At 61.2% G+C, this 25,165-nt stretch carries 11 protein-coding genes and 1 pseudogene; 5 read left to right on the plus strand and 7 right to left on the minus strand.

The window, feature by feature from the left end; translation table 11 throughout:
- Window positions 1-6: 6 nt before the first annotated feature.
- Window positions 7-1,434, plus strand: a complete 1,428-nt coding sequence (locus TX83_RS18705) for a DUF1501 domain-containing protein (protein ID WP_064749507.1) — start codon at window positions 7-9, stop codon at window positions 1,432-1,434.
- 22 nt (window positions 1,435-1,456) lie between these two features.
- Here TX83_RS18705 and TX83_RS18710 read toward each other — a convergent pair whose 3' ends face one another.
- Complete coding sequence (locus TX83_RS18710; protein ID WP_079248318.1) at window positions 1,457-2,443, minus strand: LysR family transcriptional regulator; 987 nt, start codon at window positions 2,441-2,443, stop codon at window positions 1,457-1,459.
- 142 nt (window positions 2,444-2,585) lie between these two features.
- Between TX83_RS18710 and TX83_RS18715 the strand changes: the two genes are divergently transcribed.
- Window positions 2,586-3,335, plus strand: coding sequence for an SDR family oxidoreductase (locus TX83_RS18715; RefSeq protein ID WP_064749508.1), 750 nt, complete (start codon window positions 2,586-2,588; stop codon window positions 3,333-3,335).
- Window positions 3,336-3,459: 124 nt separating this feature from the next.
- Here TX83_RS18715 and TX83_RS23995 read toward each other — a convergent pair.
- The 5 genes and pseudogenes from TX83_RS23995 to TX83_RS18735 all read right to left on the minus strand — a co-directional run.
- Window positions 3,460-3,909: pseudogene (locus tag TX83_RS23995) on the minus strand (transposase); the annotation flags it as partial.
- A 222-nt stretch (window positions 3,910-4,131) separates the two neighbouring features.
- On the minus strand, window positions 4,132-15,255 hold the full coding sequence (locus TX83_RS18720) for a C80 family cysteine peptidase (protein WP_079248319.1): 11,124 nt from the start codon (window positions 15,253-15,255) through the stop codon (window positions 4,132-4,134).
- 120 nt (window positions 15,256-15,375) lie between these two features.
- The gene (locus tag TX83_RS18725; protein ID WP_064749510.1) at window positions 15,376-17,535 is read right to left on the minus strand and encodes a type I secretion system permease/ATPase; all 2,160 of its coding nucleotides are present in this window, start codon (window positions 17,533-17,535) and stop codon (window positions 15,376-15,378) included.
- Window positions 17,535-18,917: an HlyD family type I secretion periplasmic adaptor subunit gene (locus tag TX83_RS18730; RefSeq protein ID WP_087960763.1), complete on the minus strand. Its 1,383-nt coding sequence runs from the start codon at window positions 18,915-18,917 to the stop codon at window positions 17,535-17,537. Before TX83_RS18730 ends, TX83_RS18725 begins: the two co-directional genes overlap by 1 nt.
- Window positions 18,907-21,042 carry a peptidase domain-containing ABC transporter gene (locus TX83_RS18735; RefSeq protein WP_064749512.1) on the minus strand — a complete coding sequence of 712 codons (2,136 nt, stop codon included), beginning with the start codon at window positions 21,040-21,042 and terminating at the stop codon, window positions 18,907-18,909. The genes TX83_RS18730 and TX83_RS18735 overlap by 11 nt, the downstream gene beginning before the upstream one ends.
- Before the next feature lie 909 nt (window positions 21,043-21,951).
- Here TX83_RS18735 and TX83_RS24000 point away from each other — a divergent pair.
- Window positions 21,952-22,443 carry a hypothetical protein gene (locus TX83_RS24000; protein ID WP_261370193.1) on the plus strand — a complete coding sequence of 164 codons (492 nt, stop codon included), beginning with the start codon at window positions 21,952-21,954 and terminating at the stop codon, window positions 22,441-22,443.
- 126 nt (window positions 22,444-22,569) lie between these two features.
- Window positions 22,570-23,427, plus strand: a complete 858-nt coding sequence (locus TX83_RS18740; protein ID WP_064749539.1) for a helix-turn-helix domain-containing protein — start codon at window positions 22,570-22,572, stop codon at window positions 23,425-23,427.
- Window positions 23,428-23,493: 66 nt separating this feature from the next.
- Here TX83_RS18740 and TX83_RS18745 read toward each other — a convergent pair whose 3' ends face one another.
- On the minus strand, window positions 23,494-24,237 hold the full coding sequence (locus tag TX83_RS18745) for a hypothetical protein (protein ID WP_141233574.1): 744 nt from the start codon (window positions 24,235-24,237) through the stop codon (window positions 23,494-23,496).
- Window positions 24,238-24,412: 175 nt separating this feature from the next.
- Here TX83_RS18745 and TX83_RS18750 point away from each other — a divergent pair, with 175 nt between their 5' ends.
- Complete coding sequence (locus TX83_RS18750; protein ID WP_064749514.1) at window positions 24,413-25,063, plus strand: hypothetical protein; 651 nt, start codon at window positions 24,413-24,415, stop codon at window positions 25,061-25,063.
- Window positions 25,064-25,165: the final 102 nt, after the last annotated feature.

Consider the following 25,165-nt stretch of genomic DNA (forward strand, 5'->3'; position numbering starts at 1 on the left):
CCCGCCATGACCCTGACCCGACGCGAATTCCTCAAGGGCAGCTGCGCTACCGCCGCGGTCGGCGCCGTCGCCGGCCCGTCGCTGCTGTTCGCCCCGTCCGCACACGCCGCCGCCAACGGCCACGACACCGTGGTCCATCTGTTCCTGCGCGGCGGCCTCGACGGCCTCAACCTGGTGGTGCCGATCGACGGCGCCGACCGCACATTCTACGAACAGGCGCGGCCGAACCTGGCGATCGCCGCGACCGGCGCCTACGGCGCGCTGCCGCTGACCCTGGCCAGCGGCGCCGGCACCGGCTTCGGCCTGCACCCTTCGGCCAGCGGCCTGCGCGATCTGTGGAACGCCGGCCACCTCGCCATCGTTCACGCCTGCGGCCTGGCCAGCAGCGTCACCCGCAGCCATTTCGACGCCCAGCTCTACATCGACCTGGGCACGCCGGGCCAGCAAGGCATCGGCAGCGGCTGGATGGCGCGGGCGATGAACGTGCAGCCCAACCTCAACGGCGCCGAGCAACTGCCCGCGCTCGGCGTGGCTTCGCGCCAGCCCGCCGGCTTGTTGGGTTCGGTGCAGGCGCTGACGATGTCCAGCCCGGGCGACTTCGCCCTCAACGCCGGCGCGTGGTCGTGGCAGCGCACCCGCAGCGATTCGCCGGCCGGCCTGCGCGGGGTCAACGAGACCCTGGGCAGCCTGTGGGCCGGCAGCAGCGCGCTGGAGCTCGGCGGCCAGCGCGCCGACCGTTCGCTGCAGGTGATCGCGCGCCAGTCCTACAGCGCGGCGCCCGCCGGCTGGCCGAACAGCGAATTCGCGCGCCAACTGTGGACCATCGCCCAGTCGATCCAGTTCAACCTCGGCCTGCACTACGCCACCCTCGACCTCGGCGGCTGGGACACGCACAACGGCCAGGGCACCGCGGGCAGCGGCTACCACTACTACCAGAACAAGATCGCCGAACTGTCGCAGGCGCTGGCCGCGTTCTACGCCGCACTCGATACCAGCGGCCATGCCCCGCGCGTGACCGTGATCGTGCAGTCCGAGTTCGGCCGCCGGGTGCGCGCCAACGCCAGCGGCGGCACCGACCACGGCTACGGCAATCCGGTGCTGGTGCTCGGCGGTCCGGTCAACGGCCGGCGCTTCTACGGCACTTGGTCCGGCCTGGACCCGGAAATCCTCTCGCCGCATTTCGGCGACGTGCCGGTCACCACCGATCACCGCCAGGTGCTGTCGGAGATCCTGATCAAGCGCATGGGCAACAACCACCTGGCGACGGTCTTCCCGGGCTACGCCAACTACGCGCCGCTGGGCCTGGTGCGCGACTTCGGCACCCTGGCCAAGCCCGCGCCGCGCCTGCGAGCGCGCCCGATCAAGCCGGCGGCCACCGAACAACCCGACCTGCTCGAACGCCTGATGCGCTACGTGCAGGAGTGGGTGGATTGAAGCTGGGATTGGGGATTGGGGATTAGGGATCAGGCGTTTGGGGTGGGGAGATCTTGTGCGCGCTAACGCACGCCAATCCCCAATCCCGAATCCCCAATCCCGAATCCCCAATCCCGAACTTGTCGACAAACACCTGCGCCACCCAATCCACGAACACCCGCACTCGCGGCGACAGTTGCCGGTGCTGCGGATACAGCACCGACACCGGCACGCCCGGGCTGGCGTAGTCGGCCAGCACTTCCACCAGGCGCCCATCCGCGAGTTGCGCCTCCACCCCGTGGCGCGGCAGCTGGATCAGGCCGCAGCCGCGCACCGCCGCGGCGACATAACAGGCCGCATCGCTGACGCTGATCCAACTGTCCAACGAATACTCGCGTAGTTCGCCGTCCACGGTCAGCTCGAACGGATAACGCAGGTCGCGGTTGCTGGCGAAGAACCCCACCGCCTGATGCGCCGACAGTTCTTCGGGATGGCGCGGCATGCCGAAACGCTGCAGGTATTCCGGACTGGCGCAGACCACTTCCGGCATCACCGCCAGCCGCTTCGCCACCAGGCTGGAATCGCGCGGATGCCCCGAACGCACCACGCAGTCGATGCCTTCGCGCACCAGATCGACCAGCCGGTCGCCGCTGCTGATCGCCAGATCGACCTGCGGATAGCGCGCGCGGAACTCGTCGATGCGCGGCAGGATGATCCCGGTCGCGTGGGTGCCGTGCAGATCCAGCCGCAACACCCCGCGCGGGTTCCGCGCCGCCGCGGTCAGCGCCGACTCGGCATCGTCGAGCTCAGTCAGCACATGCACGCAACGTTCGTAATAGGCCTGTCCGTCCAGGGTCGGACGCACCTGACGGGTGGTGCGCTCGAGCAAGCGCACGCCCAGGCGCGCCTCGAGCTGCTTGATCGCGTGGGTGGCGGTGGCCTTGGGCAGGTCGAGCACGGCCGCGGCACGGGTGAAACTGCCGAGTTCGACGATGCGCACGAACAAACGCAGGGCATCGAAACGGTCCATGGCGGCCTCCGGCCTCGGATTGTTATTGAATATTGAATTGTATTGCCTGAATCGGCCGATTTATCCATACGGCCGCAATACGCAGACTGCTCCCACCACGATGTCGGGCCCTCCCGCCCGACCGCCTACCGGAGCCACTGCCATGCCCCTCTCGCCCTCCCCTACCCGCGTCGCCCTCGTCACCGGCGCCTCGCGCGGCCTGGGCCGCGCCATCGCCCTGCGCCTGGCCGCCGACGGCCACGCCGTGGTGGTCAATTACGCCGGCAACGCCGCCGCGGCCGACGCCGTGGTCGCGCAGATCCGCGCCGACGGCGGCCAGGCCGTCGCGGTCCAGGGCGATGTCGGCGATGCCGACGACATGCAGCGTGTGTTCGATTTCGCCGAACGCAGCTACGGCCGCCTCGACGCGGTGGTCAACAGCGCCGGCGTGATGCCCTATCAGCCGATCGCCGGCGGCGACCTGGCCGAGTTCGACCGTGTGATCGCGACCAATCTGCGCGGCAGCTACCTGGTGCTGGGCCAGGCCGCGCAGCGCCTGAGCGAAGGCGGCCGCATCGTCGCGCTGTCGACCAGCGTGATCGGCAAGGCCTTCCCGACCTACGGCCCCTACATCGCCTCCAAGGCCGGCGTCGAAGGCCTGGTGCACGTGCTCGCCAACGAACTGCGCGGACGCGGCATTACCGTCAATGCCGTAGCCCCGGGCCCGGTCGCCACCGAGTTGTTCCTCAACGGCAAGAGCGAGGAGCAGATCGCCCATTTCCGCGGACTGGCGCCGCTGGAACGTCTCGGCACGCCGGAAGAGATCGCCGCCGCGGTGTCCTTCCTGGTCGGGCCCGACGGCGGCTGGGTCAACTCGCAAGTGCTGCGGGTCAACGGCGGCTACGTGTTCTGAGCCGTTCTGCATGCAAGCCGGTGCTCCACTAACACACTGCCTCCGCCGGAACTTGTTCCTGCTTTGAACCCCCTCTCTCCTAGAAGGAGCCTAAGAAGCGAAAGGGGAGGCTTGGCCACCGGTAGAACTCGGCCGGACGGCGCGCAGCAAAGCTGCAGAAGCTCTCGCTGCCGTTGATGGAATCGTTGCCCTCGGCGAAGTGATCGCCTCTATGGTGGATGGGCCAGTGCTTTGCATAGCCCAGGTCGACCAGGCCGTCGTAGCTGGACAGGCGATCGGAGAGGATCTTGCTCTCCAGGCGAACATGTCAACGAATCAAGGCCTGCAGCGTAGCGGCTTATAGTCGGGGACGCTCTACGCGTGGACCTGTTGGCCGTGCTCGAGCATCTCGAAGACGATGGTCTTCTTGCTCCGTACCAACTGCGTCCGCCACACAGATGCCAAGGTACGAAGAAGGATTCGTCGAGCTCGATCTGGCCGACAGACGGCGAATGCTGCTCGCTTCGGAGAAGATGGCGCGACGTATGGCCCGGAAGATCGAGTTGACCGATCGCACGCTCAGCTTGGTCAGTTGGCGGTGCTGATACAGTCAAATCCAGCGCTCAGCCGCGCACGAGGGTCTGAAATTGGACCTCACCAATCGGGAGGTGCAGCTGCACGACCTCCTTGTGCATTCGGAGAATAGCTACATTGTGAGGCGGCTTTCCCTACTAGGCCCCAAAAAAACGCGGAGGTCTCCCTCCGCGCCGCAAATTCAGGGGACGGCCGGGCCCTGAGACCCGGCCGCTCCTTTGCGTTAAAGCAAAGCGATATTGTGGGTCAAAGGCGGTGCCAGCATTGCGCCTCGCATCTTCGTCGGCTGGCCTTGCGAAGTGCCTGGATCGACTCCGGATTGGGCATCGAAGCCCGCCATGGTTTCGATCAGCTTTTCGATCGACCAGCCGGCCGACGACGGCACCGCAGCATCTCGGTCGGCGCTGGCCGACGGACTGATCTCATCCGGTTGGCTCAGCTTACTTGGCGACGGCGATCCGCCCGAAGCCGGGGCGGGAGGCGAAACCAGATCGATCTGCCTCGTCGTGAACGTAACCTCGTCGATCCAGCGATCCCGGTCGTAGCTGCCTTCGATGCCGCGGATACGGTAGCTTTGATATGGAATGCCCTTGGTATCGAGCGCAACGGTCATGTCCGTCTTGTCGCCAGCCTTCTCGCCCTCCTTGGGTGTCCAGACCAGGTTCTGCGTCGAAACCTTCACCCAAGCGTTGTCCGCGCTTAAAGCCTCGACCACGTAAACACCATGACGTGTGGTGTCCAGCTGCTTATCGTCGGCCGGGTTGTAGGTGGTCTTCAGAGTCAAGGTAGACAGGGCGATCTTATGCTTCATATCGAAACGAACCGCCACGATCTCGCTGCTTAGCGGGTCTTCGGACGCCTGGCCGCTCGGCAGTCGATACGAGATGCTCTGCGCTGCCGATTGCCCGCTCTGCTGGACTTTTACGCCGGAAATCCGGCGATCGCTGTCCTTGTTGCCAGAAGTACGGCGGACGCGATAGTTCTGATACGCGGCGCCCTTAGGGTCCAATTGAACGGTCATATCGACCTTGTCGCCTTTCTTCTCGCCGGGCACAGGCGTCCAAAGCAAACTCTCCTTCGACACCTCCACCCAACTGCCGTCCGTTCGCAGCGCCTCAACGATATACACACCGCTGCGAGCGATATCCGGGGGACTACCATCGACCCGATCATACTCCGTCTGCAGAGTCAACGAAGTAAGCAGGACTTTTCCTTGCATATCGAAATGGACGATTTCACTGGCGATCGAGTCCGTCTGTTCCAAAGACAGATCCTTGATCCGGACCTCTTCCTTGACCTCGCCGTTCTCGACCTTTTTTATCACTTCCGTCGAATTGGCTGCACGCCACGAGAACGCCTCGCCGCTATGGGCACTGCCGTCGACCAGATTCTCGTCGGTACTACGGCCGAAACCAGTCTCGGTCGCGGCACTCAGCTTCACGCCCTTATCGACGAATCCGGCTTTCCACAGCCAAATCACCGGATCGTCGTCGCCCAAGTAGCCGTTAGGAACGACACCGCCCACACTGAGCACTTCGCCTGGATGGATGAACTGCCACTGGCTAGTGTCCGGCATAGGGCCGGGCAGTGGAGTACCATTCGCACTCTTAAGCACCAAATTATTAAGGTCGGTGCCCATTTTGTAGACATTGCCATCCCGATCGATGCCCAAGATTTCCCGCGCGTAATAGGCATCGGTCTGCGCGGGCGTACCAGTCACCATAGGCAAGCTGGCCGACACTTTAATCAGCCCGTCGCGCCTGCCGCTTCCTTCGTACTGAAGGCGCTGCGCATTGGCATCGAGCAAGTCGTAGCCGTCCACACCGGCCTGGGCCAGGTGCTTGAGTTGGGCCGGATCGCTGACGCCGGCGTTCAACAACCCTTCCACGGCTTCGTAATCCAGAACCTGAGCGTCAACCATCTTCTTGGCCAAGAATTCTGCACGGCCGGCCAGAAATCCCTTATAAATCAGCACCAACTTCAGCAGCTTCTCATCGCCGGCCTTGTCTACCGAGCCCGGAACGAAACGGTGCATGACCGACATATCGCCGCCCGACCCGCGAACCAACCAGCTCTGCAAATCGCGCTTCTTCTCCTCATCCGAGGCATAGGTAGAACCGATCAAGACCGCCAGCTGCTGCATGTGAGCCGCAGTGGCGTTGCCGGCCACACCATGGAACAACCTCGGCCGGTCCCAGGCGGGAACTTCCAAGAAATCCAGCAGTGTCGTCAACAGCGCCTGATCGTTCGAGTTGAGGATCCCAACCGGCCCGGCATTGATCATCAGATACGGCTTGGTCTTTGCGTATAGAGCCAAGGCGAAGTCCGCCAATCGATTCTCGTCGGGCAGATCATTGTCGAGCAAGCTGTATGCCGCGATATCCTGCGCCGAAAGCCCATACTTGTACGCATCCAAAATGAAGTCGGGCGCATACCCCATAGCCTCTAAGGCTTCGGCGAACTCCAGGCCGCCATCTACATGCAGCCAGCTCTGATGCTGCTTCGCATAAGCGATGATGAAGTCTTCCGACAACCGTCCCTCGGACGCCTTGAACGCAAGACAAGTGGTTCCGACGTCTGCCACCGAGGTCAATCCGGCGCTTACCGCTGCCGTGGCCTTTGCGGCGGAGAACCCGTTGGCCCTGTAGTACAACTCGATGTTGCTGGGGTTCGCGCCCCAGGTATGGCCACTCGACCAGAAGATACTGTCGACCTGCGCATTGGCGACCGTACCTTCCTTCATCTTTCGAATAGGGTTGGCGTCGTGCTTCAGCGTGCTGCTCGCCAGGCGCGTCTGACCGAAGTTTAAGCGATTATCGCTGGAGAGATCCAAGCGAATATCGTTAGTTATCGTGCGCCCATTGGCGCCGTTCGCGACAACGGTCAGGGTGCTGCCGTTGAACTGCAGCACGAACTCGCTGTCGCTCGGCCGCGCGACAGGAGCATTCCTTTGGTTGGAGATCCGTGCGGACTCGGAGTACAAGGTGTACTCGACACCATCCTTCCCTCCCTCGGTCACATAGGCCTTGTAGCAAAGGTAGCCATCGCTATCGATATACAGCTTGAAGCCGTTGCTCCCGCCGCCACCGGTCGCGAATAAGACCCGCTCCCCGCTACCCGGCGGAGTTTTCAAATAAACAGCGAAGTCTCCACTCGGCAGTGCCTGGAAATCGGTCGCATTCGAACTGGGATCTTCCTGATTGAGAACCGCGATCTCCTTGAGTTCCGCTTCGGTGTCGATGTCGCTGTGCATATAGGCGACCCACTTTTCGCGCGGCACCTTCAAACGCCCGAATAGGGCCTGAATTTCGCTCTTGAACGTCGCCGGAATCAGTGTTTGCGGAATACCAAACACGCCCGCAGGATTGCGGTAGTAGTCGCGCAAGTAGATGGTCGTCTTGTCCTTGATCAGCTTCAGATCGTAGCCTTGCACCTCCATCTGATAGCCCGCACCGTCGAACAGGACGCTCGTGCTTGATGGATCGAGCACCCTGAGCGCCATCATCGAATTTCTGGGCACCTGGACCTCATGCACGCCGTCGCCCACCACCAAGACGCTCGAACCGACGTGCAGGAAAAAGCCGGCATCCGAATCCACCAAAGGCAATCTGAACGGGAGTGCCCCATCCATCCTGAGATCGAGATTCCGGGCCAGGGGATCGATGATGTAGTTCTTGATTACGATCGTCTTCTTGGTAGGACTGCCCCCGCCGGTTTTCGGAACGTCCAGGAGAATCTCCAAGTCGTCGCCGGCCTGCCGGAATCCGCTCAGCCACTGGATCGGCGCCTTATTGAGATGCAAGGTATCAAGCTTTTTATCCGTAGATGCATTGTCGATCACCCAGCGGGTCGGACCATCGCTGGCGATATCGATCACATAGGTATCGGCCCCATCCATTCCCGCCAGTTCGGTCGCGCTTCCGGCCACCAACGTATTATCCAGATTGTTGCCGGCGTAGGACGAAGGAGCGATCGCCAAGACGCTGACAACGCTACCGCGCTTATCTTTGATGGTCGGCTTCGTCGCGTAGGAGAAGTAGTTCTTCACCCGTCGCTTCTTGGCCTTGGAATAGTCGCCCTGGTAGAGCAGCAGATCGTCGCCGACGCGCAACTGCGTAAAAGCCTCCGTACCCACGCCCTGCAGAACGATCTCGGCACCTTGGTTATTGCTATCCGAAACGATCTCCAACGGCCCGCCGACCTTATCCAATTCGCGCTCGATCTCCTCCATCAAGGACCCATCGCCCATGGCCTTCAAGGGTCCGCTCGCATCCAGTTTCGCCGCCGGAAGCTCGACCATGATGATCGTGGACTTCCCGGAATCCGCGTCTTCAGGACTTGCGACGCCTCCGCTTGCAGTCTGGGCCTTCGTGTCGGCCTTCGGAGGCACTAGCGCAACGCGAAGAACACCGCTATTGAGCGCTTCGGCATAGCCCGGGATCTTCAGCTCCAGTCTGGGCTTGCCAGGAACCGTGGCGATGATCAGCTCGTCGTTCTTCACGCTGTAGGTCAAATCCTCCAGGTTCGCCTCCAACACGAACTGCATCGACATGCCGGTATGCACCTCGCCGATGAAGCTGCCGGCGCCCTTTTTCAGGGTATAGGTATTGGCCGCAGTATCGTTGACCACCCGCCTCGGCGTCGCCGCCTGCGTTTCGGTGAACACGAAGCTCTTTCCCATCATCGCCAGGGACAGCCATTGGCTGTCGATCAGCCCCAGCGTAGTCATCGAGAAGCTGTTGCCGCGGGGATCCAAGAATTGAATGGCCTTGCTGGCGTCCAGCTTTCCGTTCGCGTCGTATATCCCCTTGATGGTTAGTGTACGAGTCTCCGCGCGAGGCAGCTTGGACACGGTATGGCGACTATCGGCCACAGCCGTGGCCTCATAGGACAGCTCCACGTTGTTTCCGACCCGACGCACTCGGACATCGCGATGATGCGCCGGCAAATCGATCAGCAATGCCTGGGTATCCTTTTCCGGAACACCGAGCATGGTCACGGTCGCATCGACCCTCCCGTTCCACAGCACGACATCGTTGCTTGAGCTAAAGATTTGGTTGCCCTGATTCAACGAGTACGTATTGTTTCCGGCGCCGCCGGACACTTTCACGTTCGCGCCAGACACGTCGAAGAACTCATCGCCGGCGCCGCCCTCGATGTCGGCCTTGCCCGCGTCGCTGATGATGTAGGATTCGATGCCTCCGACCTTGACATTCTGCTGAACCGCCCTGGTCACATCGGGGGCCGCGGCGTCCAGGTTCCCATTCTTGGTTACCTGGTCGAGCAGAATCGCCTGCCCGCTATAGGTCAATCGAGTCTGGCTGTTTACCAGCTTCAGCGCGACATCGGTCCCGGCGGCATCCAACAACACCGTGTCGTTACCGTCCCGGCCGTCGATTTCCTCGATTTCGGTGAGGGCATCGAGATTGAAGGCATCGGTCTTCGCTCCACCCTTGGCGCTCTTCAGCGCCGCCCCGCTCATATTGAACAGGTTGTTCTCGTCTGCGACGCCTTGTGCGGCATAGTTCTTATCGGTGGTACCGAGCTCGGCCCATACGCCGCCGCCCTTGGAGAGTCGATCGGATTCCCTCGTCTCCATCGCGCCATAGTCCGGGCGATCCTGCAGTACGTGACTAAATACGCTCGGATCGGGCTTATCCCCCCACGGCATATCCGTTTGCCCGCCCGGAGTGCTACGCGTGCGGAACGTACCATGGTAGACCTTATGCTCGCGGTCCCGGTAGTTCATCGTCTTGTAGCCGTCCTTCGAGAACAGGTCGGACAGATAGGTCTTGGTCTTTTCCCATTCGCTATTGAGGCTCGCCTCGACCTTGTCGGCGTCCGTTTGAGCGTCCTTCTCGGCCTTCGCGCGCTTCATGCCGAGAGTCTCGACCCCGACCCAGGCAGCGAAGAAGGCTTCCACTTTGGCACCGGTATCGGCGAAGTATTCGTCGTACTCCGCCACCGCCATAGCACCTTGGACGATACCACTGATGATGAAGCCGGCCACGGCGACGGCAACGCCGATCGGCCCGGCCGAGGCGGCAATCGTTCCAAGAACCGAACTGGCCGCAATGAAGCCCAGCGACGAAGCGATCGCCACGCCGGTCAAGGCGGCGCTCACGGCCGTGGTCACGGTGGTGATGACCGTATTGGCCACCAGCGATTTGTACTCAAAGCTATTCTTGTCTCCGTTGTCCGACCAGAACGACTTCCATTGCATGCCGATGGAGGTAAAAGTCACCGGCGCCAACGCTAGGTCGAGCACGCCGGCGTCGATCACGCTGGCGATCTTGCCCAACGTTCCGGCGGCCTTCCCCACCACCTTGCCCAACTGATTCAGCGCCTTCGCTATCCCGCTACTGAGCGGGGACATCGCGATGCCGCCGACCAACTCGGTCAGGGTGAAGCCCTTGTCGGTGTTGCTCATCTGATCCCAACTGCGGACCAACTGCTGTACGGAGTTCAAGACCTCGTACACGTCGAGCGCAGAGCCGACGCTGTCGCTCCAGCCGCCCTGGTCCACATCTACCGGCTTGTTTCGTTCGCCATCGACCGAATCTATAAATCGCTTCGCATTCTGGTCGCCGCGCGAGTTGATCTCTTCACGTGTTTCCGCGTACACGTCTGGCGGCAGCTTCAGCATCGCCATGGAGACACGAATGCGGTCCATCGCGCTGGCGTTCTTGATAAACCCGTTGAAATTGACGATGTTGAGATCAAACTTCCCCGAAACGTCTTGCGTTGCCACGCCGGAGCGGAGCAAGAAGCGCTTGGCGTCGCCTTCGTCCCACTGGGCAAGTTGAAGCGTGCTACTGGCGTTGTCGTCGTTGCGTAGTCGCTTGCGGACGGTATCCAAGGCCATTCGCTGCAGGATCTCGACGCTGGACAAGTCGGGACGCTCGGCTTGAAGCTTGTTGTACTTGACCAAGTCGAAGCCGGATGCTTCGCTGGCGGTGTTGTACAGCTTCTGCACCAGCTCCCGCTGCGCCGCATCCAGGCCTTCTGCCAGAGACAGCCAATTCGCTCGAACGGACGCCTGCTCGCCGAACAGTTCCTTGGCCTTCTTTGCGACTTCGACCTCCAATGCAGCAGCCGGCTTGTCTCTAAGCACCACGAGCATATCGTCGGCGCGCGCATCGGTCAGCGGTGCGCTGCGCAAGAGGCTGTCGATAGTGGCGCCGTTGGCGCTCAACTGCTTCTTCACGACCGCCGCCAACTTCTCCAAGTCCGCCTGCGACGGTACCTCGGCCATCATTCGAGCCAGCCCGACCGGGTCGAAGGCGATCTTCTTTCCGGTGATCGACGCGCCCAGCGCCGTCGCCAAGGCCGGGGTCAGCGGACTGCCGTCGATCGTCGCCCCGAGGTCGAACAACAAGGCCAGCGAAACGTCGACCCCGTCGACCTTGATCGTGCCCTTTGCCGCGAGTTCTTTGCGCATCGTGTCTCGAACCGCGGGGTCTGCACCGACGCTGTCCAGCGCGCCGACACCGAGGCCGATCTGGCCCTGGCCCTTGGAGCCCAAATGGACCAGGGCGGTTCGTTCGATGGTGGCCAGCAACCTGTCGTAGTCGGCTTCCTTCTTCAGCGTATCAGTCAACCCCTTTTCGTTCAGGCCGGTTCCTGCTGCATCCGGGAAGAACCGGATCAATGCCTTCCGCTCTTCAGCGCTTAGATCCGACAGCGGTCGGCTCGAGCCGCGGATGTTCTTGATGAGTTCGGCGACGTTGATTCGATCCGGGCCGAGCAGAAGAATTGGCTTGGGGGCGGCACGGTTCTGGACGACATTACCTTCCCAGCGCCATTGATACACCACTTTGTTGTCGTCCATGGCCGATGCAATCTGTCCGCCCGGCGCCCCCGGTTGCTTTCGGCCATTGCGGTCGATCGCCAGATCCGAGGTATGGATCGACACTTCGACCGAGGGTTCCTTAAGCGCGCTGACGAACCGGTAGCCGAAGCCTTCCTGGGCAGTGTTGCTTTCCAGGGAACAACCAACCAGGCTGATTCTCGCAGGCAAGCCTATTACCCCGCGATCTGCCGACAGCTTGCGCTGGAAGTCGGCCAGATGTTCAGCCAGTCCTTGGGCACTCATTCCCCCCATGGTCCGCGCATCATCCGCGCCACGGCCGTGGCCCACCACCTGCCATCGCATCGGAGAATCCGTCTTAAGCAGGTCAACGTCGCCGGTGACCACTTGGAACTGTCCGTTAGCGCCGAGCTGCAGGATCCGATAGTCGCCGTTTGCGGCAAGCTGGACGATAACGCTGTTGTCCGGGTGCTTCGCCGCCAGACGAGCGGCCGCTTCGGCCGCGTCCGGATCGTTCTCCAGCTGAACGATGATTTGGCGCTCGTAGCGGGTGTCGCTGTCTCTGAAGCCCCTCTGTGCACCTGGAATGGACCAGGTCCCCGTAACGCCTGGCACCTGGGACGGCCTACTGCCGGACCGCGGGAAGCTGGTATCGAACACCGACAGATCGGGAGACCGCTCATACACCGGCGGCACGAAGACTTGCGCGCCGGCGGCCCCCTCATTGACGACCGGCAGGAGCTCGGCCATGACGCCGGTATAGAGCTCATGAGTCAACATCGCGCCGCCGCTCGCCTTCGTCTTTAGGTCGTCGAACAGCTGCAGCAGTGCCGGCCCCTTGCTGTCCGCTGCCTTGGGTTCGAAGCGCGCTGCGACATAGATCGCCTCGAAGAACGAGTGGTAGCCATTGCGGATCATCAACGCAGCATTAGCCAATTCGAACTTCCAGTACTGCTGCACCGACAAGGTTTCGCCCAGCGTTGAGCTCAAATACTGAGTGACGTCGCGGGTAGTACCGGAAATGCCACCCGTGAACGGCACATCGAGTGCGTTCATATACTTGCTAGCGTCTGAGTTCTCGTCCGGCACATACAGATTGCGGCTGCGCAGCTTGTCGTTCGGAAAAAGAAAACTATCGAAAGCCGTCGCGTCATCGACGGCATTCAGCAGCGAATAGAGATCCTTCGATAGCGTCCGATTATTGATGGCAACCACGGACGGATCATCGTTGAAACCGAACTTATGGTTGTTGGGCGGAGCCGTCTTGGTGACGCCCAAGGCGGTCTTTAGATTGTCGTTCAAACCGTCCAGATGATGGGTCAACGGCCGTAGAACATGGAAGAACAGCTGGGTACGCAAGGAGTCTATCCCCGTCCCGCCGAATTCGACCTTGATTTTGTCGCGCAAGACCGGATCGGTGGTCAGCCCGTCGACCGCATCGGCCCCCGACAGGACGGTCAGCAGAACTTTCTCGTTGATTTGGTCGCGCACATCCTTCGCTTGGTACTGTTGAAGCGGCTGCAAATTCGGCGCAGCGCCTCTTTTATCAGGCGGAAGCGCCTCCCAGTCTGCAATCTTCTTATTGTTTCTCTCCGTTATTTTTTCGTTCTCAGCCGCGATTCGCGCTTTCTCGGCAGAGTCAAATTCTTTATAGATCTGCCCCCACAATTCCGGCATCCTATTGCGAATTGTCAACAGATCGGTACGAACATAGACCGCGTTGTCGATGATTTTTTCCCACAGACTGAGGCGCCAAGTCTTTTTTTTCCCTGTGTCTGCAGAATGAATCTGCTCGCTTAACCAAACCAGCCTGCCGGCCAGTTTCTTCGACAGATCGGACATCATGCCCTTGATTGCAGGGCTGTCCATGTATCCGTCGGCAAAGTTCCGCTCCCAGGTGGATTTGTTGTAGCTGTTGCCGTTGATGTCTCGGCGGCTTTCGCTGATTCGATCCACTTCGCTCAACAGCCCCGCGGGCGTCATATGATTGCGATCAAGCGTGCGCGCCAGCGCATCTTCGAATTGCTTGCGCGTGACCGGGTCCTTGTACCAAGCCTGATCCTCGGCGATGCCGTTCTTGAGATCGTCGAATTTCTCGAAGAAGTCCAAACTGCTCTCGTAGAGCTCCTTCGTCTGGTTCGCAGTGAGGTGTCCGCCATCGTCCATGATGAACGGCGTCGCCCCTTGGCGTTTGCCATCCTTATCCGTGTACTCGAGCAGGTACTGGCGACCGCCGAGGCCGATCTTGTCCGCCAGCTGGTTTATGTTCTTGAACTCGCCGTGCCGGTCCTTGTTGTAGTAGGAATTGCGATAGTCTTCCAATGCATAGGTTTGGAAAGACGAGAGATCGGCGTTCGCGTTCACCACATCCTGGAACGGACTACCAAGCCCGACTTCAATGCCGATCTGATTGGGAACTTTTCGATCTACATTGGTCAGCTTCAGCGTTCTTCCGTCTTCGCTGATCTCGACCTGCATCGCGGGACGTCTCGACTTCTCCGACACCATGTAGTCGCCGAAGTATTGCTTGACGAATTCCGTCTTCACCAGAACCGAGCGGATCGGAGCCAAGGTTAGGCTCGGCACGTCGATACGATATTTTTGCTGCCACGCAAGGCTGCGCGAGTCCGTACCGAACGAAAAGTTGATGACGGCGGCACCTTCGGAACCCCTGTTCTGAATGACGATCTTCCCATCCTCGCCCAGATACACGTCTTTCTGAGTACTGCCCTTGGGGGTATTATTGAAGTCGTCATCCACCAAGGCGATGTTCATGCGGATATAGCCGGGCCGCTCCTCCATCAGCAACAGCGTTGCGTTGAGCGGAGCGTCCTTGTCGTCCCCCATCGGCAACTTCATCGGATCGGGAACATCCTTGTCATTATTCAGGAATCTGGCGTAGTAGCCGTCTTTGCCCACCATCGTTTTCCCGACCTTCACCTTGGCCTCGCCGAGATCCTTGTACGCGGCGAGTTCGATCCTTTTCTTCAGATAGCCTTCCTCCGTAGGCGTGAGTTTGTCGAACTCGGCCTGCAGGGCGGCGATCTTGGCAGTCAGAGCGGCCTGCTTTGCGACTTTGTCGGTCTTCAGACTGTCGAGATCGCCGCCGCCGGCGCCGGCCTCTTTCAAGAGCTTCGTCGCGGCATCCCACGCCTTCGCGTACTCCACGTCGCGAAAATTCTGCCGCTCGTAAATGTAGATGGTGTCTTTCAAGCTCGCTATATAGTTCTTCCTCGCCGGAGTTTCGCCGTAGTCCTTGGCTCGCTTCTCGGCCTGAGCCAAAGCGGCCTTCAATTCCGCCAAACGATCCACGATCGAAGCCGGATTACCCTGCATGTCAATGTACTGGGCGGCCAATACCTGCAGAGTCGTCCTTTGCATCTCGCCTAAGCGCTTGAGGACCTCATTGGTATAGACCCTGCGCTCTTCCGGCGACATTCCATACCATTCGGAGCGCGTGCGGCCGCCGTCTCGAATGCTGCGATCAGTGTTGGCGTCGATAATTCCGTCAAGGATATTTGAAATAGCTTCGTTCATGATCAACTCAATAGGAAAAGGTGTTCCGGCCGCCGTCGCGGGCGCCAGGCAAATACATTCAAAAGACGCGCCCACCAACTGGCGTCTGCGCACCTCGAAGCGAAGAGGCTTGGGCGATAGCTAGGTGATCATCGCCACCTCCGCTCCGCCTGTTTGCAAGCGCCACAATCGGGCGTAGGTCGCGCCGCTGGCGATCAGCGTGTCGTGCGTCCCGTCTTCGACCACAGCGCCGCGATCGATCACGAGAATGCGGTCGGCCCTTCGTAACGTGTTGAGCCTATGGGCGATGCTGATGATCGTTCGTCCCTCGGCGATCGCGTCCATATTGGCCATGATCGCAGCCTCCGACTCGTAGTCGAGCGCACTGGTCGCTTCATCCAGCAGCAGGATCTTAGGGCGTGTGAGCAATGCCCTGGCCAAAGCGATGCGCTGGCGCTGACCGCCCGACAGCCGCGAGCCTCTTTCCCCGACTTGAGTGCCGTACCCCTCAGGAAGCGACCGAATAAACGCATCGGCACCGGCCAAAGCGGCAGCCTCGACGACCTCCGCCTCGGAGGCCTCCGGCCTACACATAGCGATGTTTTCGGCCACGGTGCCTGAGAACAAAACGCTTTCTTGCGGAACAACGCTCATCTGACGGCGCAGCGTCACCGGATCGGCGATCGCAAGGTCGATCCCATCCACCAATACCTGCCCGCGCTGCGGAACGTACAGCCGTTGCAGCAACCGACTGATCGTGCTCTTGCCCGATCCCGAGGGGCCAGTTATGCCGATGAACTCGCCCGGACGAACCTCCAGGTTCAAGTTGCGCAGCACTTCCTGGCCGTCTTCGCCGTATCGAAAGAAAACGTTTTTAAATCCAACCCTTCCCTGTAGCGCCGGGATCGACGCCAGTCCGCCGCTTCCGCTCTCCGTGGGTTCGTCGAGCACGTCGCCGACGCGACGCAACGAAATCATCGCGTGTTGCAGGTCTTGCCAGGTTTGCGCCAAACGCAAGATCGGCTGAGTGAGATGCCCTGCGAGCATATTGAACGCCACCAGCTCGCCCGGACTGAGTTTGTTATCCATCACCGAAGTGATGCCCCACCACAACAGCAAAGCGCTCGACAGCTTCTGCACCAGACCGATTGATTGACCGACGGAAATTCCTAGCACGTTCGACCGAAACGAAGCCCGCACGAACTTAGAGAACTCGCTCTCCCATTGCCGCAGAAATAGCTCTTCCGTGGCAGTGGTCTTTATGACCTCGATGCCAGTGACCGATGAGGTCAAGAACGCGGTGTTGTCCGCACTCAGTTCGTACTCTCGCTTAGTGCGGATGCGCAACAGCGGGCCTAATACCATCCACAGAACGAAGTAGATCACTAGCGTCGCCAGAACGACCAAAGTCAGCTTGACGCTGTAGGCAAGCATCACAGCGACGAACATCCCGAGGAACATCAAATCCAACACTACGGTCATCGTCGAGCCGGTCAGGAACTGGCGGATATGATCCATCTCGCCGACGCGGGCGATGATTTCTCCCGTCTGGCGCTTGCGGAAATATCCGACCGGCAACGCCATCAGATGTTGATAGACGCGCGCGGAAAGCTCAGAATTAATCTTCGCCGCTACGTTCGAGAACAGCCAAGAGCGCAAGAATCCATACACCGGCTCGAATACCGCCAAAGCGAGCAGTGCGATTCCAAGCACCTGCAAACTAGAGATGCTTCGGCTCACCAAGACTCGATCGATGACGTTCTCGAATACTGCCGGAGTCACCAAGGCGATCACTTGCAGCATCAGTGACACCAACAGAACGCTCCTGAACTGCCGGATATGCTTGATGACCGACGGAACGAACCAAGCGAAGCCAAATGATTTCCGTCCAGCTGGCTCGCTCGTCTCGGCCAGCAGGATGGCCTGACCCTGCCACGCCGAAGGCAGCTCGCCGAACGTCACTGTCGAGCGCGTGCCGGTCGTCGGATCGCGCAAGATCGCATTCGCCTCGTCCACCGCCTCGAGTACTTGCCAGCCTACGTTCGTCGCCAATAGCGCCGGAAGCGGCAATGCTGCGACTCTCTCCACTCCGCTATGGACGCTTCTTGCCCTCAAGCCGATCAGGCGCGCGCAGCGGCAAATGTCTATTTCACTCGCTACGCCTTGCGTCCGCCCGAGTTGATGGCGCAACTGCTCGGGTTCGACCGAAATCCCGTGATGCCGCGCCGCATAGGACAGAGCCACCAATCCGCTGTCGATTGCGCCATTGGCCAAACATCGGCCCGCCGTCAACCTCAACATCACCGCTCCTTCAGCGCTTCGGAGCGATACTCACGCAAAGGGCTGAGAACGTAGTCGATGACGCGCCGCTTCCCCGTGCGGATTTCCGCGGTCACGCTCATGCCCGCTTGCAAGGGGAACTTCTTGCCGTCGGACGACATATGCAGACGACTCAACTCGACCCGGGCAGGAAATACCAGTCCCAACTGATCGTCCTTCACCGAGTCGCGGGAAACGTTCAGTATCTTCCCAGGCACGGTTCCGTAGCGCGTATAGGCGAAAGAGTCGACCTTCAACTCGACCGATTGCCCAGGCTTTACAAACCCCACATCTGCGTTGAGCACCATGATTTCTGCCTGCAGCGAACTCTCGTTAGGCACGATCACCATCAACTGTTGCCCGGGCTGCACCGCGCCGCCACGGGTATGCACGGCCAGCTGCTGCACAACTCCACTGACCGTCGCCCTCAGTGTCTGCAGGCGCAGCTTTTCTTGCGCCCTGATCAACTGCTGGGCAAGGGTAGAACTGTCCACTCGCACTAAGCTCAGATTGTCCTGATACTCCTTGACCATCTTCGCCAAGTAGCTATTTCGCTGATTGCTCAACGATTGATACTGCGCCCTCAGCACTGCCAGATCGGATCGCTGCTGGGAGATAGATCGCTCTATCTCTAGGCGCTCTTTCTCTTGCTGCTGCAACTCCACCTTGGAAAGCAATTTGTCGGCCGCCAAAGCCCGATAGGCCTCCAGCCGCTCGCTTACGTTGGCCTCCAGCTTCTGCAGCGCCGCGATGTCCGCATTGCGTCCCCGCTGATTGGCCAGATTGACTCCCATTTCGCTTTCAATCCCGGCGACATTCGCCCGCCTTTCCCTCGAAGAACTAATCAGGTGCCCGCGCGCAAGCGCCGCCTCTTCGGCCGACACCTCCTCCGGTGCGGTGAAGTTCGCGACCGGATCGTCCGTCAGCATCGCCTGCAGCCTGGCCTGCTCCAACAGTTTGGAGTTCAGCTGATTGCGCAACGACCTTAGCTCTGCGTCGGCGCCGATCGGATTCAGGCTAATCAGTACGTCGCCGACCTCGACTCGATCGCCGTCGCGTACGTGAATCGAAGCGATCTCGCCGCCTTCGACCGCCTGAACCACTTTCGAATTGCTGGGCACGAGCAGGCGCCCCGCCGCGTTGGCCTGAATGTCCAGATGACCGGCAATCGACCAGATAAGCGCCGCGACGAATAGCGCCGTCAACGCGATAGCGGTGCGGCGCGACCAAGGCACCGGCGGGCGCTCCACGACCTCTAGGTATCCCGGCTGGAACTCGTATTCGTCCCGGTTCTTTTCCAGATGACTGCCCTTACTGGCGGAACGTACGACGTTCAACGCGTTTTTTATGCGATTAGGCAGCATTTCTTTCTCCTGCATCCCCGAACGAGCGCTGCAATTGGAACAACTTGGCGTAGCATCCGCCGAGCGAAATCAGTTCATCGTGACTTCCGACTTCGGTAATTCGACCATGTTCCAGCGCGACGATTCGGTCGCATTGTCGAACCGCGGATAGGCGATGGGCGATCGTGATGACGGTGCGTCCCCTGGATATTTCCGCCATGTTTTCCTGGATCAAGGCCTGCGATTCGTCGTCCAGGGCGCTGGTCGCCTCGTCGAAGATCAGTATTCTCGGATCGGCCATAAGGGCGCGGGCGATAGCGATGCGCTGCCGCTGTCCGCCCGAGAGGGAACTCCCGCCTTCCGCCAAAACGGTGTCGTAGCCCAGCGGAAGCTGCAGGATGAAGTCGTGAGCGCCGGCGAGTTTCGCCGCTCGCGCTACGTCGTCCAGCGACGCCGAGGTATCCCGGATGGCGATGTTGTGGCGGACACTGCGATTGAAGAGATAGCTTTCCTGCTGGACCACGCCGATCTGGCTGCGCAAGTAACGGGTACTCAGCTGCTTCAGCGGCAAGCCGTCGAGAAGGATCTCACCCGAATCCGGCTCATACAGTTTCTGCAGCAGATAGGCCAACGTGCTTTTTCCGGATCCTGAAGGGCCGACCACCCCGATACTCTCTCCCGGCTCGATATCCAAGGACACGCCCTTCAGCACCGGCTCCGAATTTGGCTGATAGCGAAACACTAAATCGCACAGCTGGATCGATCCGGTGATCCGTTCCGCCGGCTCGTTCGCCGCTTGATCCGACTCAGTCGGCAGATTCAGCATGTCCCCGAGCTTGTCAACCGCGACCCTGGCTTGAACGAACTGTTGCCAAAGGTCGGTGAGCTTGGAGATGGGTCCATTGATATGCGACGCCATCATGTTGAATGCGATCAGCTGCCCTATGGTGATCTGCAAAGAAGTCACCAAATGAGCGCCGTACCAGATGACGCCGACGGATATGACCTTCTGTAGAAGCGTCACGCCGTGACTGATCATGCTGTTCAAACTCTGGGTGCGGAATCCCGCCTCTACTGCTTCCGCGGTCTGCGCCTCCCACCGCCGAAGCATTCTCGGCTCTACCGCCATGCTCTTGATCGTCTCTACGCCGCCGACCGACTCTGTCAGCAGAGATTTATTCATGGCTGCAGCCTGAAACTGACGATCTATTCGCAGCTGCAATGGTCCCGTACTCGCGTAGGCGATAGCGAAGTAAAAAGGCATGCCGACGAGAACGACGCAGGTTAGCGCCCACGACAACCGCGACATTACATACAGGAACACGAATGCGAACAGAAGATCAACACAGAGAGTAAGCATGGACCCGGTAAGGAAGGACCGGATTCCCTCCAACTGCTGCACACGGGCGATGATCGTTCCGATCTGACGGGACTTGAAATAGAGCAGCGGCAAACCCATCAAATGCTTGAATAGCCTGACGCCCAAACCTATGTCTATTCGATTAGTGGTGTGGGTGAATATGTACTCGCGCAATCCGGTCAGAATCGCTTCCCAAACTGCGATCACGACCAACGCGACCGTAAGGACGTCCAATGTCGATAGCGCCTTGTTCGCCAGAACCTTGTCCATCGCCACTTGAAACACCAACGGCGACCCCAGCGCCAACAGCTGCAGCACCAGAGAGATGGCCAGCACCTCTGCCAGCAAGCCTTTGTGCCGTATGAATTCCGGAACGAACCAGCGAACGTCGAATTTCGGTGGCGAATCGAGCAATTTGATGACTTCGTCGCCCCAAATCGCTTTAAGTTGATCGCCACTAATGACTTGCGGGCTGGAGCTGCCCGGATGAAGAACCAACGCCTGAGTGGCCGACCGATTCAGTAGAATTAGATACCTACCCGCCTCGGTCCGAAAGGCAATGGGCAAGCGGGCTTTGGCCAGCTTCGAATAGCGAAGCTTGGTTACGGAAAACTTGGCGCTGCTAGCCTTTCCGTATATTGCGATCGCGCGCTTGACTTCGACGCCTTGAACCTGGATGTCGAAACTTTGATCTTGGCCCCTCGCCAGGGAGAGCAGGATCCGGCAGCACGCCAGCGCCGAACTCAGCGGATCGAGTTGGCCATCGGAATTTCGAATCTTCGACATTTGCCACCGGCCCTTGGAAGTCAGGCACCGTGCGGCTTCGAACGAAGCGCTTACAGATCTGACCAACTCTCATGGCGGGAAAGAATATCGATGGCTTGCAAGCCGCCTCAATTGGCAAAATTCTTAGTTTTTTTGTGAAATAGGTCTCAAATTTTTTACTTGCTGATGCGCCAAAGTGCCGCGTTGATCACATGTATCGACCGCGACTGGCGGCGATCACGACAATCGGGCCCAAAGCGTCCTCGCTAGTTCGATCCAAACAGAAGCAGTCCCCTCCCCAAGAAGCTCTGCATGAAGAAGTCGAAGTTCAATCGTCCGGATACTGAAAGAGACCGAAGCCGGCGCGCAGGGTCGCCGAGACCTGCCGCAAACACGGAATCAACAAGCTGACGTACTACATACGGAAATCGAAGCACACCGGCATGAAGGTGTCGTAACTACGGCACCTGAAGGACATCGCAGCCGAACTGGCTCGGTTGAAGTGCATGTACGCCGACCCGGCCTTGGACCGCCATGCACTCAAGGACGTCATGCCGCGAAGGCTCTAAGCCAGGCTCGGCGGCTGAGGCCGAGTCTGGCGATGCAAACCGATCATGGACTGAGCGCCCGACATGCCGATCGAGCGCTGCGCCTGTCTCGGTCGGCACGGCACTATCGGCCCCGTGCCTACAATGACGGGCCGTTGGTCGCTGCCATCGAGCTGCATCTGAAGGACAACCCGGACCAAGGCTTGGGGTTGCTGTTCGACGGTGCGCTGCGGCAGCAGGGCTGAGACAAGGCGCGGACCCGGCACATGGACAGACGCTGAAGCTCAACTTGCTGCGGCACGGGAAGCGTCGCCTACCGAAACGGATCAGGGAACCGCTGAAAGCTCCACCCTCCGCCAATCACACCTGGTCCGTCTGCTTCATGTCCGATGCGCGTTGGCCGGACCGGCGTTTTCGCACCTTCAACGTCAACGATGACCTCAACCGGGAGTCGATGAAGATCGACATCGACAGCAACCTGCCATCGGCCAACATCGTTCGCGTCCTGGACGAACTCGTCGAGGTGCGCGGCGCCAAAACGATTGCGCGTGGAAAATGGCCCGGAGTTCATCAGCGACGCGTTGAAGCACTGGGCCAAGCACGAGGCACCGGACCGGTTCGTATCCGCCACGCTGGACGAGGTCCGGCGCATGGCCGAGGACTGGCGCCACCGTTGCAGCCATCGCCGCCCGCACCGATCGCTGGGCGGCCTTTCACCACATCACTACGCGATGGCGAACTCGCCAGCCACCTCTACTTTCAAATGGCTCGAAAGAAAGAGGACGCTTCAGTTGCTTGTTCTATGGCATCAGGACCGGATCGACAGCTGGTGCTCAAGGCCTTGATGATGGACAGTTGGCAACGCCCACCGTAGCGCGGTGATCCCGTACTTCGATCGCGGGACGCAGTTCACCGGCGCGGAGTACCGCGAACCAGCCGCCGGCCCGCGGGTGCACTCCAGCACATGCCGGCCGCGGCGGACGCGGACCAGCATCCGCGCATGAGCGACCGTCCCGTCTGCTACCCCGCCCCTTCGACCGCATCGTCGGCCTCAGGCCCGCTGCCGCAGCTCGACGTGCTGACCTCGCCGGTGCCGGTCGGGCGCTTCGACTCGCCGGTGGACCGGCGCCATGTGCTCTGCCTGCACCTGGGCGCGCCGGTGCCGGTGTCCTATCGCGCCGGCCGCTACGAACGCCAAGGCGTGCGCCTGCACGGTCAATTCTGCGTGGTGCCCGGCGGCAGCAGCACGCGCTGGACCCTGACCCGTCCGGCACGCTCGCTGCTGCTGCGGCTGGCGCCGTCGCTGTGGCAGGACACCGTGCACGGCTTGGGCGCGGGAGCGGCGGACGAGCTCGCGCCGGCCATCCACATCCGCGACCCGCAGATCGAACGCATCGGCTGGATGATGCAAGCCGAGGAAAGCGACGGCTTTCCCGGCGGGCGCTTGTTCGCCGACGGTCTGGCCTCGGCGCTGGCCGCGCGCCTGCTGGCGCTGCAATCGCGCAAACCCTTGGCGCCGTCCGCGGCCGGCGCGCTACCGGCCTGGCGCCTGCGCCGGGTGATCGAATACATCGAAGCCCATCTCGACCGCGATCTGCGCCTGGAGGAACTGGCCGAGATCGCAGGCTTCAGCGTCTCCCACTTCAAACCCCTGTTCAAACAGGCCACCGGCCTGCCCGCGCATCGCTTCGTGCTGGAGCGGCGGGTCGAACGCGCACGCACGCTGTTGCAGCAGGGCCGTCACGGCATCAGCGAGGTCGCCCTGGCCTGCGGTTTTTCCCACCCCAGCCACATGGCGCGATGCCTGCGCCGATCGCTCGGGCTCACGCCCTCGCAGATCGTCGCCGCGACGCATTGAGCGCGCCGCAAGACACCCCAGCCGCTGGCCGACGACAGCTCGGCCGGCGCCATCCGGGCGAATCGCTCAGGGCGAGGCGCGGCGCGCTTCGCCCAAGGTCGCAGCCGCGGCGCCGGGCTGCGGCATCCAACCCTGCAGGGAAAAATCGTCCGGCAGCGGCGGCGACGGCGGCTGTAGGCGCACGCGGGCCGCGATCCGCATGCCGACCGGCGCGAGCTCGGCCAGGCGCGCGGCGCGATCCTCGTCGGTGCTGATGGTCGCGAAGGTTCCGCTCGGGTCCGGCGTTGGCGCCGACTCCGGGGTACTGACGGTCTCGGTCTTGACGATCTCGATGGCATAGCCGGCGTCCGCCGAGGCTTCGATCCGCACGCGATAGCGCTCCTGCCCATAGGCCCAGTCCGTGCTGGCGACCCGCTCCAAGGGCGCGCCAGGCGCAGGCCAGCGCGCGCCTTCCTCGAGCAGCATGCTCAGCCACAGCAGCGGCGGCGTCGCAACCAGGCCGACGAAGGCCGCCGGGTCTTCCGGCAGCGCGCCCGCCGCTTCGCCTTTCACGAACCGGCGGCCGTTGCCGAGCAGCAGCACCTCGATCCGATGTCCGCCGTTGTCGATCGCCACCCGGGTCTCGTCGCCGGCATAGCGCTCTATCCGGCCCAGATAGTCCGCATGGCCGTTGCCGTCGGCGCGGGTTTCGATCCAGCTCATGCATTCGACCATGTGTTCGATGCGCGCGCAGTCGGGCTGCGCGGCGGCGCAGGCCGCCGGCGCGGCGAACACAGCGGCCAACAAGCCGGCCCGGCACAGTCCTCTCATGGCATCGTCCTCATGACGCGAAACTCCCTGCCTTGCGCAAGCGCAGGAGTATACGCAGCGGCAAGTCGCGGCGGCGCTTCACGCCGCGATGCAGCCTGCGTTAGCACCCATGAGCGTCGCGCGCTCCGCCTGCGGAACGTCGCACCGCCGCCTTCCACCCATCGAAAGGCCCGCCATGAGCAACTACCTCCCCGAGCAACTGCTCCACATCGGCCACTTCACCCTGGACTTGTATCCCTATGTGTCGCAACCCGATCCGCAGGAAGGCAGCACGGCCATCCAGTACGGCGGCGACTTCAAGTCCAGCTACGCGCCGCTGCCGGCGCGCAACAAGCTCGGTCTGGTCCAGCTGATCTTTCCGCAGACCAAGGTCTTCGAGCAGACCAAGCCCAATGCCTGGAACGTCGACAAGCGCGCCCCCGACACCGGCCAGAGCCAATTCATGGCCCAGTGCCTGTACGGCAGCGACAACGGCCGTATCGCGAACTCGAAGTTCGACGGCCCGCAACGGCACCTCGGCGCGGACCTGTGTTGGCTGGTGGATACGCCGCGCGAGTTCTGCAAGAACATCGCTCCCAACCTGGTCTCCACCGCGACCCTGACCAAGTTCGCCAACTACGCCGTCGACCTGGTCACCGGCAAGTTCGTCAACGCCGGCGTGCTTTGGGGTTACTACGTGCTGCCGCCGGGCGGCGCGCACCAGCCTTACACCCTGTACGTGCAACCGCCGCAGGAAACCCGCCTGCGCGACAGCAACGAACACATCAAGGCCATCGCCGACTTCCTCAAGACCACCGCCGACAAGGTCAAGAGCAACATCGGCTGAGGGCCGGACGCATCGCCCGCGGCGACCGCCGGCCAAACGCGCAGGCAAAAGAAAAGCGGGCCGAAGCCCGCTTTTCTTCAATCGCTGCGATGCGCGGGCCGA

This window comes from Lysobacter antibioticus HS124 (assembly GCF_000336385.2).
GTDB lineage: Bacteria > Pseudomonadota > Gammaproteobacteria > Xanthomonadales > Xanthomonadaceae > Lysobacter > Lysobacter firmicutimachus.

What these genes read in the sequence shown, in the direction of transcription:
- TX83_RS18705 (WP_064749507.1), top strand. Translation starts at nt 7, where the DNA reads ATGACCCTGACCCGACGCGAATTCCTCAAGGGCAGCTGCGCTACCGCC.
- TX83_RS18710 (WP_079248318.1), bottom strand. Translation starts at nt 2,443, where the DNA reads ATGGACCGTTTCGATGCCCTGCGTTTGTTCGTGCGCATCGTCGAACTC.
- TX83_RS18715 (WP_064749508.1), top strand. Translation starts at nt 2,586, where the DNA reads ATGCCCCTCTCGCCCTCCCCTACCCGCGTCGCCCTCGTCACCGGCGCC.
- TX83_RS18720 (WP_079248319.1), bottom strand. Translation starts at nt 15,255, where the DNA reads ATGAACGAAGCTATTTCAAATATCCTTGACGGAATTATCGACGCCAAC.
- TX83_RS18725 (WP_064749510.1), bottom strand. Translation starts at nt 17,535, where the DNA reads ATGTTGAGGTTGACGGCGGGCCGATGTTTGGCCAATGGCGCAATCGAC.
- TX83_RS18730 (WP_087960763.1), bottom strand. Translation starts at nt 18,917, where the DNA reads ATGCTGCCTAATCGCATAAAAAACGCGTTGAACGTCGTACGTTCCGCC.
- TX83_RS18735 (WP_064749512.1), bottom strand. Translation starts at nt 21,042, where the DNA reads ATGTCGAAGATTCGAAATTCCGATGGCCAACTCGATCCGCTGAGTTCG.
- TX83_RS24000 (WP_261370193.1), top strand. Translation starts at nt 21,952, where the DNA reads ATGTCCGATGCGCGTTGGCCGGACCGGCGTTTTCGCACCTTCAACGTC.
- TX83_RS18740 (WP_064749539.1), top strand. Translation starts at nt 22,570, where the DNA reads ATGAGCGACCGTCCCGTCTGCTACCCCGCCCCTTCGACCGCATCGTCG.
- TX83_RS18745 (WP_141233574.1), bottom strand. Translation starts at nt 24,237, where the DNA reads ATGAGAGGACTGTGCCGGGCCGGCTTGTTGGCCGCTGTGTTCGCCGCG.
- TX83_RS18750 (WP_064749514.1), top strand. Translation starts at nt 24,413, where the DNA reads ATGAGCAACTACCTCCCCGAGCAACTGCTCCACATCGGCCACTTCACC.